Genomic DNA, 16912 nt, shown 5'->3' with positions numbered 1-16912 from the left:
TTCACATTCGCACAACGATAAACTCTCTTAAATATCACCATCGGCAATGGAGCACACGATGAATTTCCGTATCCGCAAAGCATTTCTTTTTCCACTAGGCATACTCGCTATTGAGATCGTTGCTCTACTCGCTAGCTGCATTGTATTTAAGCAACCCATCGCGAAGTCGATCATTCTCGGCGTCATGATCCTACCTGTGCTTATTTTGTTTGTTGAATGCCTTTTTCGAAGCACAACCATAGATAGCGAAACGATCATGACGCGTAAGTTTTTGCGCAGTAAATCGATAAAGTTGTCTGACATCTCGGAGGTAGAGACCATTCAGGTTAAAAAACGCGCCTTTGTCACCCTGTGCGCTGGCGATGATTTTCTTATTTTCTCCAATGCATACTCAAAGTTTCCAATCATGGTCAACACCCTGCTCTCACACTTGCCAGAAGAGGTGATCACTGAAGAGACTGCCGCTATGGCAAGCGAACCACCGCGCAAAAGTACGGACATTGTCTCGTGTTGGCTTGCGGCCGCACTAATGGGCTTTATCCTCTACGCTCAACTCAAAATGTTTTTGTAATCACAACAAATCGAGGCAGGGCGACTCTATGGACAGAATGCATCGCATTAAAGATTGGCCTGAAGGGGATCGCCCACGCGAAAAACTGTTGCAGCGTGGAGCAGAGGCACTCAGCGATGCGGAGCTATTAGCACTCATTCTGCGCACGGGGGATGCAGGTTCTAAAACCAGCGCTGTCGACCAAGGTCGTTTGCTTCTCCATCAGTTCAATAACCTGCCACAACTTGCCCGTGCCACCACCACTGAACTGTGCACCATCAGTGGTATCGGCCCAGCAAAATCGGCAGAACTTCACGCTGTTTTTGAACTGGCACGCCGTCTCAGTGACCATTCGTTGCAACCCGGCAGCGTGTTCACCAGCGCCGATGCAGTTTTTCAACGCTATCGCAATCGCTTTCTTAATCACAATAAAGAGGTCTTTCTCGCCCTACTTCTTGATGCAAAAAATCGCCTCATAAAGGACATTCGCATATCCGAAGGCAGCTTAACAGCGAGTATCGTTCATCCACGCGAGGTTTTTAGTGCGGTGGTACGCGAATCAGCCGCTTCAGTTCTTTTTGTCCACAACCATCCATCGGGAGACCCATCCCCTAGCCCTGAGGACATTGCCATCACCAAGCGCCTTCACGAAGCGGGAACGATTCTCGGCGTGAGAGTACTCGATCACATTATCATTGGTCGCGACAGTTATATCAGCTTGGCCGATAAGGGCCATTTATAATGGTTATGAAGCGTTCATTTGGATTACGCAGTGAAATCGTGGTTTCGACAAGCTTGCTTGTCGGAGCAGCCCTACTCTTTGTGGCCCTGCTGCTGTTGCGCCTTAGCGAAAATCGATTACTCGAACAAACGATTACTCTGCAATCACGTCATGCTCAGTCAATTGGTAGCCTCCTTGACAACAAGCCGCAACAGGAATTAGCAGGTCATATATCAAGCTATGCCAAAGCCAACCACCTAGGGGGCTGGTGCCTCAGAGATTCAAGCAATCAACCGCTGGCCGGAGACACCAAACTCTTCCCGGCCAAAACGACTTTTAAAATACAACAATCGTTATTATTTCAACCTTTGGTTGCCACGCTACATTATCCATCCAGCTTAACGGGATTCTTCAAATCAGACGATGTACAACGCTACCTAGATCTGAGTATTGCGATCCGTCAACCATCTAAACGGCCACTGATGCTTCAAATGCGTCACTCCCTTAATGGTATTTATCATCAAATACGTGAGCTACAAAAACTAGCCCTCGCATGTTGCCTCGGTTACGGTCTTGTTCTAGTCGTCACGGCAGTCTACCTGCTAAACCGGTCAGTTATTTCACCGATAATCCAGCTGACGAAATCCACACAGCAAATTAGCCAAGGAGACCTAGAGCAGCGAGTTACCCTATTGGGCCCACGTGAGATCACCACTCTTGGGCAATCATTTAATCACATGGCACAAAACCTCCAGTACAGCGTTGCTGAACAAAGCCGCCAACTTGAAACGCTACAGCACACCTACGAAGAGCTACAACGGACTCAACAACACCTTGTTCAATCAGATCGAATAGCCTCAATCGGGAATTTAACTTCTGGAATAGCGCACGAGCTGGGAAATCCACTCAGTGCTGTCATCGGCTATTTAGAACTGCTTAAAAGACAACAATTCGACCCAAGCCAGCTCGACCTTGTTAATCGAGCCCTGATTGAAAGTGGGCGAATGGACCAACTGTTAAAAGATATGCTCGACTTTGCCGCACCAAGTCCACTACATTCCAATGCAAACTGTTATCCTGAACATGTTATCGCTCAAACCTGTGAGATGCTCACGCTGCAAGGAGTACTTACTCATCACAGTTTGGAGATATTGGTATCCAGTGATTTGCCTCTCGTTACAATTGACTCGCATAAGCTGCAACAAGTGTTAGTTAATCTCATCCTTAATGCTCGTGATGCTACACAGTTCGATAACATGGATACAGTTGGAAAAAAGGGCATGATCACTGTTCGAGGCAGCCAAAGTGATGAGATAGTGTCGATCAACATTGAGGACAATGGACATGGGATGGATGAAAAACAGCAACTCGCTATATTTGATCCATTCTATACAACAAAAGACCAAGGAAAAGGTCGCGGACTTGGACTGTACGTATGCTATCAACTCATTGCGGATTGCGGTGGACAGATAGAGGTACATTCAGTAATAAATAAAGGAAGTTGCTTTACCATCACCCTTCCCATCACCCCTTGCACAATAAAGGATATCTCTTCATGAATTCCGTTGAGCGGTTGCTGATCATCGACGATGAACCAGCATTGCGTCACCTGTTACGCACAATTTTAGAAGAGGAAGGCTATCAGGTCGAAGAAGCAGAAAATGGCCAGCGCGGACTCGAACTTGTCGCCACAACAACATTTGATCTAATCCTTTGCGATATTCGCATGCCAGAACTTGATGGTATGGGTTTCATCAAAAAAGCCCTGACAAAAAACCCAACACTTACGATCATTATGATGAGTGCTTATGGCTCACTTGAAACAGCACTGCAATGCATGAAGCACGGTGCATATGACTATATCTCCAAGCCGTTTCGCCCCGACGAGGTGATCCTTACCCTCAAAAAAGCCCTGGAACGCCTTAAGCTTCAAAATGAAAACAAACAACTACGGCACGAGTTACATCGCAGTCGGCCCACATCAAAGACCATCGGCAACAGTCAGGTCATACGGGAAATTTTGGATAAAGTTGGCACCCTCGCCCAAGTTAAATCACCCGTATTAATTTGTGGCGAAACAGGAACAGGTAAAGAGCTCATCGCCCGTGCATTGCATGAAAACAGCCCGCGAGCCAAAAAGCCATTTATAGCAATAAATTGCAGTGCGATTTCCGCTCACTTGATTGAAAGCGAACTGTTTGGCCACCGCAAAGGATCATTCACTGGTGCGGATAAATCACACACAGGCTTGTTTGCAGCGGCAAATGGTGGCACCTTGTTTTTAGATGAGATCGGTGAGCTACCGCTTGATGTTCAGCCGAAACTGTTGCGCGTATTACAAGAGGGGGAAGTGCGGCCCGTTGGTGAGACAAAACCGAATAAAATTGATGTCCGCATCGTGACCGCAACCGCTTGCAACCTTAAAGATGGGGTGCAAAGTGGTTCATTCCGTGAAGATCTCTATTATCGCTTAGCTGTTGTTGAACTAAACTTACCAGCACTTCGTTCGCGGCCTGATGATATTCCTATTCTATCCAACCACTTTCTGCAACTCATCGCCCAACGCGAACAACGCCCGATCCCTTTTTTAACACCTGAAGCCATTACCACTCTGCAACGCTATCAATGGCCAGGAAATATTCGAGAACTTGAAAATATGATGGAAAAAATCATGATTTTTCATCATGGTGAGCAAATTAGTGCTGAACACCTGCCGCTAGAATTAACCTCCGACTTTCAATCAAACCAACAATCACAGACCGGCAGCCTTTCACTTAAAATCTCAATCGCAGATCTTGAAAAACATCACATTACTGAAGCATTAAAGATAACAGTTGGAAATCGTGTCCAAGCCTCCAAAATTTTAGAGATAAGCCTGAGATCGTTGCATTATAAAATTAAGGAATATAATCTGAATTCAGCTTATAAGCATCCTGGAAGCAGCTAGGTTTCTTTCATGAAGAGCACCATGAGTACCTAAATGCATCTCCCACAAGAAGAACGACACAAGATCTACGCTCTAAAATCAGCAGACTATCCGCCAGTTAAGATCTCCAGAATTCACTGTAACCATAATGCCAAAATCAACCACAAGTTGTGGCACCATGATGTGCTTAGAGGTTATCGGAACACAGGTTAGGATCGTGACTATTCCCTTGATTCCCCGTAGGACATGGCATTGCTAAAGCCATATCTAAGTGGCCCAGCGGGTCAAAACTGCAATCCTATACTCCCTACATTCGTTCGTCTTCTTGGTAAAGTCGACAACCTATGACAATAAAAAATTTCTCTCTCACCAACAGGTAAAACAGGAACTTGGTACCAAAAAAGTTTGCTTTATCCTGATCATTCCTACGAGAGGGAACAAACGAAAAAACCTGTGCATTAATTAAAACAGGATATTACAAAGAGAAGAACATCGAAGTATTAACGACATTCAAATCCGAATCATCAAAGACAAAATCAACCTTTCCCAGAAAACACCCTGGGTACAAAGCACCCAATAAGGACGACTAGGTATCAGATCACAGATTTCACTTTTGGGTGAAATCCAGAAATTGATTCGTGTCAAGACAGTGTAAGTGTTTGTATTACATCTCCTAATGGACAAAAACTAGTGCACAAATTGCACTGCAGTGCAATTTGTGCACTCGGAATGACTAGTAACTGACTGTAATAACACAACATATCTTCTGGCACAAAAACTGTAATATGTCTTTAGTAAATACAATTTACAATAAAAAGGATTTTTTATGCGGAAATTAACTCGCAACGGTTTCACACTCATGGAGGTAATAATTGTAGTGGCTATTTTGGCTATTACAGCAGCTATTGCCATCCCTAGTATTATGTCGTGGATGCCCAATTATAGATTAAAGGGGGCTGCGAGGGAGTTGTATTCCAATATGCAAAGAGTTCGCTTTGAGGCCGTCAGGAGAAACACATCCGTTGCAATTGCATTTGTACCGGTTGTATTTCCTGCTACTGGCGGTAATTACAGGGTTTTCGTCGACGACGGCGCCGGAGCTGGCGGAACTCAAGGTAACGCCATTCAGGATGGAACTGAAGTGACGCTATTTACTGTAACCATGCCCCAATCTTGTACGCTCACCAACGCTAACTTTTCAGCACAGACCACCGCGGGTTACACCTATCAAGGTCTACCACTTAACAACCGGTTTGGATCTGCAACAATCCGCAATAATCTATCACGATGGTATCGTATAACATTGTCTATTGCTGGCCAAGTGCGGATACAAGTAAGTAGCGATGGGATAAACTGGAGTTAAACTATGACAAAACATAAAAATGAATCTATCAATAGTATAAAGAATAGCGGGTTCACGCTGATAGAATTACTTATTGCTCTGGCAATATCTGGAATATTAATGGTTGCAGTGTATTCTATGTTTCAAACACAGCAGGATAGCTATCTTGCCCAAGATCAAGTTGTGGCAACACAGCAGAATATCAGGGCAGCCAGTTTCATGCTCATCAATGAAATCCGTATGGCAGCATACGACCCCACCGGGAGAGCTGACTCCAGGATAAGTAGCGCGACAGTAAGCAGCTTGTCATTTACCAAAGACGATAATGCCAATATGGTCACAACCGATGCTAATGAAAACATAACCTTCGGCTTTGCTGTAGCCGACGACGCGAATAGCGATGGAATAATTGACGATCTAAATGGCGACGGTATTATCAACGACATGGCATCTTTGCGCCGGGATACTGGTGGTGGTCTTCAACCCCTTGCCGAGAATATTGAATCAGTAGAGTTTAACTATATCATGGATGATGGCACCACCTCCACCGCTGTAGCTGAACCTACAACCACTGCTGGCACTGCTGCAACTGCTGCCATAACTGTTAAAACTCTGGATGATATTCGTGCTGTCCAAATTTCAATTTTATCCAGAGCAGAGAACCCTGACCCTAAATTCACTAACAACAGAACGTACACAACAGGTTCAGGCGCTATTTGGGGGCCATTTAATGATAACTTTCGCCGCAGGTTTCAAATAAGTACAGTTAAATTGCGCAATATGGGGAGGTAGCCGATGAAAAAAATTCTTATCCATAATCAGTCAGCGTTCACCCTCATAGAAGTTTTAATTGCTATGTTAGTTTTTTCAATTGGCATCCTTGGCGTTAGTGCCATGCAAATCACTGCTATTCGTGGCAATAGCAACGCTAACGACGTTAGCCATGCAAGCAATTTCACTTCAGATCAGATTGAGACACTGATGATTGTAGATTATTCCGACCCTCAATTGGCGGATGATGACAACGATGGCACCGGTCAAGATGCTGATGCTGACGGCATCGATGACGATGGAGGCAATTTTGGCCTTGACGATCTAGTAAACCCAGATGGTCAAGTTGTATCAGCAGATGGCGCTTATGATATCTACTGGAACGTGGCTAACAACCATCCCGTATTAGACTCAAAAACGATAAAGGTTACCGTGCGCAGAACGGGAAGAACGAACACAATGTCAATAGAAATTATCAAAGATAATGGGTGAACGAGTATCTATCCCAATCAATTTAAAACAATGCACTATTTTTCAGCTGGTACGTCTATTCACCCTAGCCCTGGGGGCTTGCAATGAAACTTAAACTTATTTCAAACGTAACTAACAACCAAAATGGATTTGTGTTGGCAACGTCTATGTTGGTCCTAATGGTACTTACTCTTATCGGTATTTCTGCGACAACCACTACAATAACCGAGTTGCAGATTGCTGGAAATGATCGTTTTTCCAAAGAGGATTTTTATAATCAAGAAGCAAGTTTGGTCAACGGCAAGGTCAGAAGTGATGACTGGTTACCCACTTTACTTGCCGGTGGTGTTAATGCATCTTTTCCACCTGCACCAACCACAGCACCAAATACCGACCTTAACGGTAATGGTATGGATGATCGTAGTGATTATATAGATTCCAATGGGAACGTTGTTGGCTCGTATAAAGTTAGAAGAATCGAAAACCCGGGCGTTACAATCGCCGCGTGGGATGATGTCGCTAATTATAACAATGCTGCGAGTCATCCTGCGAACCAAGTGCCCATTTTGGACCATACCGACAAACCCCCAGTGGGCAGTGGCTATAGTGCGATACTGATGATTGCCCGCTACGCAATCACCAGTTATTCGAATGACAATAATAGAAATACGGTGCTGCAAGAGGGTGCTTATAAAGTGTACCAACAGAGCAACCAATAGCACGTAAAGTAAGGTAGTAACGCGCGCAGTTGAGTACAACCGTCCAATACGTCGATGAAACGCCATATTTTTACACCGTAGGAGTCTGTAATATGAAGAAATACTTAATTTTGTTGCTGTTGCTTTTCTTTGGGCAACCGGTTAATGCCGATGACGTTGATATTTATGGTGTTTCAACCATCAATGTTAAACCCAACGTTCTCATTATTTTTGACAATTCTGGCAGCATGAGCGAAAACGATATGCCAGTTGACGTGTACGATCCATTAGTAAATTATTCTGGACATTATACTAGTAATAATGTGTATAAGAAAACATGGAGTTATTCAAGGAGGTCTGGTTGGTCGTACAGTTGGGAGTATTTTTTCAGCAGCATCGATACCAACTCTAAATGGCAATGCTCTACGGCAAAAGTTTCCTTAATAGCAGATGGATATTACGCTGGTGATTTATCTAGAACCAGAAGTGGTTATGTTAATTGCGATACGGGAGATGTTCAAGAATATCGGCTGGGTAATTATATTAATTTTGACAATAGCGGTAACGCTTATGAACGGCGTATGGTCGTTGCAAAAACCGTGATAGCCAAGCTTATTTATGACAATTCTGCCAACGTAAATTTTGGTGTCATGAAGTTTCATTACGATGAGGGTGGTTTTATTGTTAAAGGTTGTGGTGCAACCCAAGCTGAGCTTATTGGCAACTACAATCCTGCGACAACAATTTTTACCGATAGCAATCAATCATATTCCTTTGGAGCAATCGGGGGTATGTACCATCAAGGTTGGACCCCTCTAGCAGAAACGATGGCAGAAGCTGGGCTTTATTTTGCTGGCAAGAAAGGTTGGTTTAACAATACTACCTATACTAGCCCAATTGATTACCGATGCCAAAAAAACTACATAATACTAGTAACTGATGGTGAGCCAACAAGAGATGGTCATTACATAAGTGCTACGACTTACTTAAATAACAAAAAAATTCCCGCCTTGGGACACGATGGTGACGGAACCTACGGCAGTGGTTTACCAAGCTATCTTGACGACGTCAGTCACTTTTTAGCTAATGAGGATCTGCGTTCCGATCTAGGCAGTGCTGGTGACTTTGAAGATCAAAATATCACCACATTTACGATAGGAATGCTTGGCACCAAAAGCGTGAGCGGCTCTCTTGATTTTCTGAAACAGGTAGCCACTAACGGTAACGGTCAATTTTATCCTGCAACCTCTGCCGCAACTCTAGGTGAAGCACTCAATAATATCATTACAAATATCGGCGCCCAGAACGAACAATTCTCTTCAGCAGCAGTACCCGTCAATAGTGACGATGGCTTTACTGCAGGTAATTACGTGTATTTTGGCTTATTTCAGCCACTGAATACTGGTGGCTGGGCGGGAAACCTGAAAAAATATGCCCTAAGCAATGGGGTTATCAAGGACGCTAATGACAATGATGCATTGCTTGGAAATGGTAAATTTTCTGACAACGCTATTTCATTTTGGAGTTCAACGGCCGATGGCAATACCGTAACAGCAGGTGGCGCTGGTGAACAAATAAATGGTGTGCTTCCCGACCGTAATATTTATACCTATACTGGCACTAATAATCCACTAACGGATACCAGCAATCTTTTTGTTCCCACGAACACAGTATTAACTGGGGGTACCTTTTCTGGATTGACGACTGAAGTAATTTCGGCAGTACGTCATGATGGAACCAATCCAACTTGGCCGATGGGCAGCCTGATCCACTCCGAACCACTTATTGTGCATTATAGCTCGACCCAGTCCATGATTTATGTCGGCGCCAACGATGGTATGCTACATTGTATTGATGATGAAGATGGCAGTGAACAGTGGGGCTATATTCCGAATGATTTACTGGGCAACCTTAGTGTTCTTGAGGCTCCAACGGGGTTACATTATTTTGTTGATGGTTCGCCCACTTTATACAGTTACGATGAGACAGGAGAAACCCACAGAATATTGATTTTTGGTGAACGACGAGGTGGTTATAGCTACTCAGCACTTGATGTATCTAACCCATTATTGCCACGCTATAAATACTCTATAAATCCTGGTTTTTTAACTGAAGGCTTGGGTCAATCGTGGGGTAAACCACAACGGTGCAAGATATCCAGTGTTGCATCAAGCACGACCACTGATCATTTTTTGCTCTCTGGCGGATATGATACAAATCAGGACAGTTTAACCCCTACAGCGACCGATACCATTGGTCGCGCGGTCTATGCTATAGACAGCAAAACAGGAACACTTTCTACCAGCCTTAATTTCAATAATTCCAATTTTAGCAGTATGACTCATTCTATTGTTGCCGCAACTGCCTTTGAGAATCCATTATCTAGAGTCGTATCAAGGGTTTATGCTGGTGATATGAATGGTAATATGTTTGCCTTTCGTGATGACGATTATTGTAATGTTGACGATACTAGTTGCGTTGCTGCGGCAAATGGCGTTTGGCAGCAAAGATTGAAGTTATTTTCCAGCCCTGGTAAAAAAATATTTTATCCCCCAAATATCACAAATGAATATTTTTGGGTCAAATACCCATTTACTGGTACAAGAAGCGACCCACCCCACCTCAAAAGGGTAGCTGGCGACTATGTTTTTTATGGGACTGGTGACCGTGCTCACCCAACCCGAACGGATATTGTCAATGACTTTTACTCGATTAAGAACAGTTGGCAATGGGAAGACACAATTACTGGCGCAGCAACAGAAACACCTACTATTATCAGAGCGTATGTTGATAAAACTGATGGGAAAATTAAAACGGTAGGCACTACCGCCGAAATCAATACAGACGACTTATTTATTCTCGATGTCACGGATGATTTATACCAAAACACCGAAGCTGACAGCGCGACACAGAGCCGATACTCCAATTACATAAAAAATGCTATTGGTAAGTTAAATAACCGTGGATGGTATTTCCGTTTGGAGGAGATTAGTGGAGCACAATTGGGTGAAAAGGTGGTATCAACACCCATTATATTTGCTGGCTATGTGATTTTTACTACCTATATACCCGACGCTGATACTGGAACAACAAGTAGCGACCCTTGTGCTAACCCTGGAGCTAGTGGCACAGGATATTTATATACTTTAGATTATAAATATGGAGGAGCAGTTCTGAAATTTAGTACCTCTAATCCCGGTAGTGAGGAAGTGCTAGAAAGAAAAGATCGCAGGCTGAAACTAAAAACAACAGGTGTGCCACCCGAGCCGCGAATAATTACGTCGGCAAAAGGTGACCCGTTTCTTATCATCGGTAAGCAAAAAATTGCTTTGCCACCAGCGAAAAGTATGGAGAGTTTTTATTGGCAGCAATTAGACTAACTAAGACCTCGCAAATATTTACACTCATTATGACGACAGGGGCTTATAATTGTGCCCCTGCCGTCATAAACACAGTCAATGATTCATAAAATCACAACCTAAACAAGGAGCGTCTTCCCATGATTGACATACAAAGATATGGAGCTAAATTTTATTTCTGCATAATTATTTATTGTGTAATTTTTTCTGCAACCCCGTGCATTGGTCAGCAATTAAATTTAGCTAACAATCAAGCTGCACAACAAAATAATAATCCTGTAAACGAGCAGTCAATTCTGGCTACGATACCAGTAAACATCAAATCGTTTAAGTTTGATGCTAGAATAATGGAGATTGATTTAAGCAACAGCTTAATCATTGTTGCGGAAAAGGCTATAAAAGTTCCTACGTACATAGATCAAGCAGGGCAGACTCAGTATATGGTAAATTTAGTCAATGATAATGGGAATAAATTAGTTATCTCAGATTTCAAAATTGGAGATCACGTAATTGTTGAAGGTTACAAAACCTCCCCTGATGAACTCACTGCAAATTCTTTAATGTTATTGCCCCAGCGTTAATTATTCGTGGTCTACATAACTGCTGATGTGACCTATTTTGCAATGGTCAACTAATTTCGGATAGTAAGTTAGGTTCTTTTTCTGCAACAACTGGAGCAAGCCCATCATTTCTCTGATGTGACCGTTGCCAACTGTAGTAGTTCATCAAGTATTGACCGATGGCTTTTTTGCCTCGCTGAATGTTGAATAGATTTTTAGTGGTATCCATTCACTTTTATAACAACTAAATACGCGTTATATTGTGGCGTTGTCCCAACAATTTCTTCGCCAATCATGTTTTTCTTTATCTGGTAACGCCATAACCTCTATCAAAAACATTTACTGCTGTATTGACAACCATAATCTGAATGGAACATCACACCCTGTGGTTTTCCCCGTAATTGATATGAATGATCCAGAACTGCAATGGCTAGATCAGCACCGACTTTTTAAGATACACTCCATCCAACGGCTCAGCGCGTACAAAGATCCAAAACGACAGCAAGGTATATCCATCGTCATTGTGCCAAAATATAGGTAGTATCTCCGCACCATACTTGACTTGGCTACTTAACATCGAACTGTCAGTCTAACTGGTTCGAGATGTCTGGCCACTCCACCTTTGCTACTTTTTGTGCGGGTGGTTTATTAACTAAGTTGGCTTCCTTCCTCAAGCGACTAACATTAAACTCATCAATGATTTCTCCCTGTTCACGTAATTTGATGACAATACTCCGACTACCCACTGATTGACGGCTAGCATTGAATGTTTCTATGCTCTATTAATTGGATGATCAACCTGAACGTTTTATATCGTCCGACATCAAGAGAGCGGTAACCCTTTTTGTATCATTTTGTCGGCCCTAACTCTTTGGCACATGCTCGTCTTCCCATAGCTATGAGCACTCATTTTAGGTGGATCAATATACCACTTTAAGTGTGTCCGGCTTTAGTAGACCACTACAACATTATAAAACAACAACGCCGAACTGATGGATATCCTCCAGTTCGGCGTTGTTAATTTGTAGAACAATTCTAAAAACCTAATTCTCAGTCAAAAAGTGCTCCTCATACATGTCTTCAGCTTGCTGTAATTGCCTGCGTACACTCGTACTCAACTGCTTGTAAATCGGAGCCATGGGCGCTCCTTCGCAACTACCAACCAGTTGATCATAAAAATCGATACTGTTTTTTTTCATATGAATGATATATGCCAGAGCCTCACGAGCCGTGGCATCAGCATGAATGCTCTCCTGTTTGAGCAGCATATCAAGTTGCATGATTGGCACCTCTTTTTGCATCTGATGCAAGTACTGGGCGCTCCCTTCAAGAAGAGCAATTTCGAGCTTTTGCTTATGCTCTGAAACTTCGATCGCAGCATCTTTCAATAACGACTGTGCCGCTTTGTCTTTAACAAGACGCAGAGTATTTAAATAAGCTCGATAGCAACGCTCTTCCATCGATATTGCCATATCCAATGCGGTCTCAAAAGTGTAGCAAACTTCTGATGTAGTGGTCATAATACACCTCGCCATAATAATTAAACTTCCACGATTGCTTTTCATTAATTTTATCATGACACAATCCACTGTCAACATAGCGTATCAAATATGGAGAACGAACATGACCACTGAACATAAATTGCAATGTAGTAACTGCAGCACTGTCATGCAGATAAAAGGCAAAACCCACTGCTGGAGCAATGACCCACAATCAAAGGCACCACGTTATTGCCCTGAGGGGCAGCGCCAAATCATCGAGAATTCATTTGCACAGTATCAAAATAAGAAAGGTGGAGAGGAAGAATCTTCGGATGCCAAAATAGCGCGTGTTGCTGCTCGCGTTGAGGGATTATGTTATCAGAAAATACCAGGTAGTAGTGCCATGAACGCACGTTGGACGCGGGTTGAAGATACCATCGCCTTTGCAAGCTGATGGGCTATCGCACCATTGGTATTGCTACCTGCCTTGGCCTACTTGCCGAAACTCAGCAAATGGTCAACATCCTCAAAGCACAAGGATTTGACCCACTCAGCGTATGCTGCAAAGCGGGCCGGATTGATAAAGGTGAACTCGATATCGATGAAAACGATAAAATCAACCCTGGGACATTTGAACCAGCCTGTAACCCTATTGCTCAAGCCGAGTTACTTAATGCGGCGGGAACTGATATGAACATCATTATCGGCCTATGTGTCGGCCACGACATGCTGTTCAGCAAATATTCCCACGCCCCCGTGACAACACTGGTTGTTAAAGATCGCATGACGGGTCACAACCCTGTAAGTGTGTTATATGGTCAAAATACCTATTACAAACGACTACAAACGCAACCGTTGGTGATTGAACCGGATCCAAGCGCTAGCGAATAATGTCAGTCGATGGTAGGTGGCTACTATCGACTTCGTTTCTGTTTTCGGCCGCCCTGATTCGTTGCTTTTGCTTTTCCTGCTGAAGCAGGCTTACTTGACACCATGCTTGCAGCAGTAAACTCTGCCTCATAACCAACAGTGAAGCTATGTTGTGATGGGTTGCGTAAACTAAGAAAGTGGCGATTGTTTTTATCAAACGGGCAGACAGGTTGCTGGCACGGCTCAAAACCGAATTTTTTATAATATGCGGGTTTACCGAGAACAAACAACGGCTGGCTTTTAATTTCACCTTGGCGCAGGGCAAAATTAAGCAGTTCGGTACCAACCCCTTGTTTTTGCAGATCAGGGGCCACCGCCATAGGTGCTAAATGGAGACCACATAAGAGATTGCCATGAAACGCATTTGAAAAGGCGATATAGGCAATCGCTTTATTGCGATGAATACACACCCAATCGTGAATTGGTCGCTTATTCTGATGTAATTTTTCCACCAGCGTTGCTTCATAGTCACTACCTGGAAAAGCTTGACGCAATAGGGCATAAACCTTTGCTTGATTGTCCGCATTGACCTTTTGTATTTTCATATACTATCTACCTATCTGTTGTTTGTAGTACCACTAATAAAGGCTAAATTGGCCCTCATCATCGGAATTAAATTGTTGTTCTCTATCATTATCCTCTGCATCAGACACGCTAGGAATTTCGGGAACCGTCGTCGTACAATCAGCCACCTCAGCTTGACACGGAACAACGGGTGTTGGCTGTTGCTGCTCTTGTCCACGAATTCCATCAACTACAGCCTGCTTGGCCAATTTGTCGCACCGTTCATTGAACGGATGTCCGGCATGACCTTTCACCCAATGCCAACTAACGCGATGTACTTTTGACAATGCGTACAACTGCTTCCACAGATCCTGATTAGCCAGAGCAACAGAACCATCAGGGCCTTCAGAACCATTAAGGCGGCCATTACGTATCCACCCCTCAATCCACTCATTCATTCCGCGTACAAGGTACTGTGAGTCGCTGAACACCTGAACTGTTTGCGGTTTGGTGATCGCTTCTAAACCTCGGATGGCGGCCAATTGCTCCATCCGCTGCGAAGTCGCCTGAGGCTCAAAACCACTGACATCTTTTTCATGTTCACCATAACGCAACACCACACCATAACCACCAGGGCCTGAAGCGGTACCAGAACCATCGCTATACAGTTCAACCACACCAACGGGCGGCGGGGTAAAAGCAACTTCCAGCTCATCAAACTCTAATTTGCGTAGTAGTGGGATTAACTGACCAAGGCTGGGCTTATGGCACCTGAGTTTCTCAAGATCAACAGCCAATTCAACATCGTAGCGCACGGTTGCCAATGTTTTAGATAACAGTGCTTGCTGCTCAAATTCAGTTAAATTTTGTCGCCGTTTTTTTCCATCAACAAAACGTTTAAGTCGTAACACCTCTTCAAGTGAGCCGAACTGTTGAATCAATTTAGCCGCAATTTTTTCACCAATACCGGGCACTCCAGGAATATTATCTGATGTGTCGCCTGCTAAACCTAATACATCGGCAACTAACGCCGCAGGGACTCCAAACCGATCAACCACATCGGCCGGGTAAGAGCGTTTATCCTTCATGGTATCGAGAAGACTGATATGTTCATCAACAATTTGCATCAGGTCTTTATCACCAGTCACCACGGTAACATCAATCCCCTGAGTAGAAAAACGACGCGCTAACGTAGCAATAACATCATCGGCTTCAAATTCTGGAGCTTCTAAGGCTGGAATATTAAACGCTTCTACCATCTGTTTAATATAAGGGATCTGATCGACAAGATCCGTTGGAGTCTCGTCCCGGTTGGCTTTATATTCAGCGTAGAGTTGGCGCCGAAATGTCTCTTCGCGGGGTCGATCAAAGACAACGGCTAGATAATCGGGATTGTTATCCTGCAAGAGCCCAAGAAGCATACGTGTAAAGCCGAAGATGGCATTAGTCGGCAAGCCTGCAGCCGTTGCACGATCTCGAATACCATAATAGGCGCGATAGATAAAACTGGAGCCATCCAATAGATAGAGTTGCGGCGCTATGTTCACATTGGTTCTCGAATTAAAGTTGTAGGGGGCTGTCGGCTTGGCAAAAAAGTGGTGAATCAATGGCCAGAATGAGCCTAACAGGCGGTTAGAATCGCATATTTACCAAAGAAAAAATAGGGGCATGGTTCAAGTGCTCTTTACACCCTTTACATTCTACGATTCAAAACGAGCAAACTCTAATAAGAATTGCACTTTATTGTCTCAAATCACTATCACCGCAATTTCAATAGCTCTCATATTTGTTTAATGGTAGCGTAACCGCGTCGAATAGCCGATAAGTACAGCATATTCTATATTTAATCCACCGAGAATTATCTCCGTTTCACACACTAAGAAAGAAATTGTTTTGCACCTACTAGACAGGCTCCGCACTCTTGACCAAGATCTCTTCTGCTACTTAAACGATGGCCCACTCAAGAGCGCTTTACTCGAAATCTACCTTGATGAAGCAGATGCCCATAGCGATATTATGGAGTTTGAACTCGATACATCGTTGTTGCTCAAACACAACGCAAGTGCATCAACAACAATAACTCTACGTTTAGAATGTGATGAATTCCTTTATCAGACGACCCTCGACCCGAATGAGTTAGATGTGGAGCAGAGCAACGAATTACTTGAACTCCTGGACCTTCATTGGCCGAACCAATCGACAACAAAAACGAGTCCAAGTGAAAATATTATCCGTAAAAAACATGGCGAAAATCTACTCAATATTGCTCAAGCCTCTAAGTCACTCGGTCTGTCTCAGCGACAGATAAAAACGATGATTCCGTGTAGTGAAATTCGCATTGTTGAAAACGATTCCAGCAAGAGCATTGAGGGTTACTACTGGGATACGCGGTTAGTTCAACGCTTTATCCTTATGCGCGAGAATCAGCAACAAGGCTGTCGATACAGCGACGACGACATCAACTATATTGCTGCAAACTGTTGTGAAGACGATGTCAAATGGGCGCGTGACACCATTGCTAACTACCTGAAGCAATGCATCATCTCGACTTGAAGCAGCGGTACAGAAACAAAAATGCTTGCCATCCATTGTTCGGTAG

14 protein-coding genes and 1 pseudogene are annotated in these 16912 nt (G+C 43.6%); 12 read left to right on the top strand and 3 right to left on the bottom strand.

Annotated elements, in window-relative coordinates:
* Window positions 1-58 precede the first annotated feature (58 nt).
* The 10 genes from ACZ5KY_RS03820 (at window position 59) to ACZ5KY_RS03775 (ending at window position 11419) form a co-directional block, all read left to right on the top strand.
* Window positions 59-571, top strand: coding sequence for a hypothetical protein (locus tag ACZ5KY_RS03820; RefSeq protein WP_464242581.1), 513 nt, complete (start codon window positions 59-61; stop codon window positions 569-571).
* A 37-nt stretch (window positions 572-608) separates the two neighbouring features.
* Entirely contained in the window at window positions 609-1292 is a 684-nt protein-coding gene (radC, locus tag ACZ5KY_RS03815; protein ID WP_464244622.1) for a RadC family protein, read from the top strand.
* 5 nt (window positions 1293-1297) lie between these two features.
* Window positions 1298-2830 (top strand): sensor histidine kinase, encoded by a 1533-nt coding sequence (locus ACZ5KY_RS03810; RefSeq protein ID WP_464242580.1) that lies wholly within the window; start codon window positions 1298-1300, stop codon window positions 2828-2830.
* On the top strand, window positions 2827-4218 hold the full coding sequence (locus tag ACZ5KY_RS03805) for a sigma-54-dependent transcriptional regulator (RefSeq protein WP_464242579.1): 1392 nt from the start codon (window positions 2827-2829) through the stop codon (window positions 4216-4218). Before ACZ5KY_RS03810 ends, ACZ5KY_RS03805 begins: the two co-directional genes overlap by 4 nt.
* 805 nt (window positions 4219-5023) lie before the next feature.
* Window positions 5024-5560 carry a GspH/FimT family pseudopilin gene (locus ACZ5KY_RS03800; protein WP_464242578.1) on the top strand — a complete coding sequence of 179 codons (537 nt, stop codon included), beginning with the start codon at window positions 5024-5026 and terminating at the stop codon, window positions 5558-5560.
* Window positions 5561-5563: 3 nt separating this feature from the next.
* The gene (locus tag ACZ5KY_RS03795; RefSeq protein ID WP_464242577.1) at window positions 5564-6331 is read left to right on the top strand and encodes a PilW family protein; all 768 of its coding nucleotides are present in this window, start codon (window positions 5564-5566) and stop codon (window positions 6329-6331) included.
* Window positions 6332-6334: 3 nt separating this feature from the next.
* Window positions 6335-6802: a prepilin-type N-terminal cleavage/methylation domain-containing protein gene (locus tag ACZ5KY_RS03790; protein WP_464242576.1), complete on the top strand. Its 468-nt coding sequence runs from the start codon at window positions 6335-6337 to the stop codon at window positions 6800-6802.
* An 83-nt stretch (window positions 6803-6885) separates the two neighbouring features.
* The gene (locus ACZ5KY_RS03785; protein ID WP_464242575.1) at window positions 6886-7500 is read left to right on the top strand and encodes a pilus assembly PilX family protein; all 615 of its coding nucleotides are present in this window, start codon (window positions 6886-6888) and stop codon (window positions 7498-7500) included.
* Window positions 7501-7592: 92 nt separating this feature from the next.
* Complete coding sequence (locus ACZ5KY_RS03780) at window positions 7593-10859, top strand: pilus assembly protein (RefSeq protein WP_464242574.1); 3267 nt, start codon at window positions 7593-7595, stop codon at window positions 10857-10859.
* Window positions 10860-10978: 119 nt separating this feature from the next.
* Window positions 10979-11419 (top strand): single stranded DNA-binding domain-containing protein, encoded by a 441-nt coding sequence (locus ACZ5KY_RS03775; RefSeq protein ID WP_464242573.1) that lies wholly within the window; start codon window positions 10979-10981, stop codon window positions 11417-11419.
* A 1022-nt stretch (window positions 11420-12441) separates the two neighbouring features.
* On the opposite strand, the gene ACZ5KY_RS03770 is transcribed toward ACZ5KY_RS03775, so the two are convergent.
* Window positions 12442-12918: a ferritin family protein gene (locus tag ACZ5KY_RS03770; RefSeq protein WP_464242572.1), complete on the bottom strand. Its 477-nt coding sequence runs from the start codon at window positions 12916-12918 to the stop codon at window positions 12442-12444.
* A 103-nt stretch (window positions 12919-13021) separates the two neighbouring features.
* Between ACZ5KY_RS03770 and ACZ5KY_RS03765 the strand changes: the two are divergent.
* Window positions 13022-13770, top strand: a pseudogene (locus ACZ5KY_RS03765) (DUF1847 domain-containing protein).
* A 23-nt stretch (window positions 13771-13793) separates the two neighbouring features.
* Here ACZ5KY_RS03765 and ACZ5KY_RS03760 read toward each other — a convergent pair.
* Together ACZ5KY_RS03760 and ACZ5KY_RS03755 are read right to left on the bottom strand one after the other, a co-directional pair.
* Window positions 13794-14354, bottom strand: coding sequence for a GNAT family N-acetyltransferase (locus ACZ5KY_RS03760; RefSeq protein WP_464242571.1), 561 nt, complete (start codon window positions 14352-14354; stop codon window positions 13794-13796).
* A 33-nt stretch (window positions 14355-14387) separates the two neighbouring features.
* A complete protein-coding gene (locus ACZ5KY_RS03755) occupies window positions 14388-15860 on the bottom strand; it encodes an RNase H family protein (RefSeq protein WP_464242570.1) in 1473 nt (490 codons plus the stop codon).
* A 346-nt stretch (window positions 15861-16206) separates the two neighbouring features.
* On the opposite strand from ACZ5KY_RS03755, the gene ACZ5KY_RS03750 reads away from it, so the two are divergent.
* Window positions 16207-16866 carry a hypothetical protein gene (locus ACZ5KY_RS03750; RefSeq protein WP_464242569.1) on the top strand — a complete coding sequence of 220 codons (660 nt, stop codon included), beginning with the start codon at window positions 16207-16209 and terminating at the stop codon, window positions 16864-16866.
* Window positions 16867-16912: the final 46 nt, after the last annotated feature.

The sequence above is a fragment of the Desulfuromonas svalbardensis genome (genome assembly GCF_055389415.1).
Note: the sequence above shows the minus strand (reverse complement) of the source record. Positions and strands in the feature narration are given on the sequence as shown.